General features: G+C 64.3%; 1 pseudogene. It reads right to left on the bottom strand.

From position 1 onward, the window contains the following. Positions 1-1478 (bottom strand): annotated as a pseudogene (locus tag ABEA18_RS05870) (pyruvate dehydrogenase (acetyl-transferring), homodimeric type); the annotation flags it as partial.

The following is a 1478-nucleotide window of genomic DNA, read 5'->3' on the forward strand; positions in this document are numbered from 1 at the left end:
CGGGTCATTTGGTCCGCGGCGGCCCAGAAGGCGTCGCCGGTGCGTTGGAAGCCGAACATGGAGTAGAACACGTAGATCGGCACGAGGGGTTCGCCGTGGGTGGCGTAGGCGGTGCCGGCGGCGGTGAAGGCCGCGACGGCGCCGGCTTCGTTGATGCCGGGGTGGATGAGCTGGCCCATGGGGGATTCCTTGTAGGCCAGGACGAGGTCCCGGTCCACGGAGAGGTAGTTCTGGCCCTTGGGGTTGTAGATCTTCGCAGTGGGGAAGAACGCGTCCATCCCGAAGGTCCGCGACTCGTCCGGGACGATGGGAACAATCCGGTGGCCGAATTTCTTGTCGCGGAGCAGGTCTTTGAGCAGACGGACGAAGGCCATGGTGGTGGCGGCCTGCTGCTTGCCGGTTCCCCGCTTGGCGACGTCAAAGGTCTTGGCGTCGGGCAGCTCAATGGCCGCGTGGTTGGAACGCCGCTCGGGGACCGAACCTCCCAGCGCAGCTCGGCGCTCGAGGAGATAGGCGATCTCGGGCGCGTCCATGCCTGGGTGGTAGTACGGCGGCCGGTAAGGATCCTCTTCCAATCGGGCGTCGGAAATCGGAATCCTCAAGTAGTCCCTGAATTCCTTCAGATCGTCGAGAGTGAGTTTCTTCATTTGGTGGGTCGCGTTGCGGCCCTCGAAGTGGGGTCCGAGTCCGTAGCCCTTGACGGTCTTGGCCAGGATCACGGTGGGTTTGCCCTTGAACTCGACCGCGGCCTTGTACGCGGCGTAGACCTTGCGGTAGTCGTGCCCGCCGCGTTTGAGGTTCCAGATCTGCTCGTCGTCCAGGTCCGCGACCATGTCCTTGGTGGCCGGGGTTTTCCCGAAGAAGTGTTCCCGGACGAACCCGCCGGATTCGGCCTTGTAGGTCTGGTAGTCCCCGTCGACGGTTTCGTTCATGATCTTCACCAGGGACCCGTCGGTGTCCTTGGCCAGGAGGTCATCCCATTCCCGGCCCCAGACGACCTTGATGACGTTCCAGCCCGCGCCGCGGAAGAACGCCTCCAGTTCCTGCATGATCTTCCCGTTGCCGCGGACGGGTCCGTCCAGGCGCTGGAGGTTGCAGTTGATCACGAAGTTCAGGTTGTCCAGGTTCTCGTTCGCGGCGAGCTGGAGCAGGCCGCGGGACTCGGGCTCGTCCATTTCCCCGTCGCCCAGGAACGCCCAGACCTGCTGCTCGGACGTGTCTTTGAGGCCGCGGTCGTGCAGGTAGCGGTTGGACTGGGCCTGGTAGATCGCGTTCATCGGGCCGATGCCCATGGACACGGTCGGGAATTCCCAGAACGAGGGCATCAGGCGCGGGTGCGGGTAGGAGGAGAGGGCATGGCCTTGTTTGGACTTTTCCTGCCGGAACCCGTCCAGGTCCTCCTCCGAGAGGCGGCCTTCCATGAACGCCCTGGCGTACATGCCCGGGGACGCGTGTCCCTGGAAGAAGACCTGGTCCCC

Source organism: Arthrobacter gyeryongensis, assembly GCF_039543785.1.
GTDB lineage: Bacteria > Actinomycetota > Actinomycetes > Actinomycetales > Micrococcaceae > Arthrobacter > Arthrobacter gyeryongensis.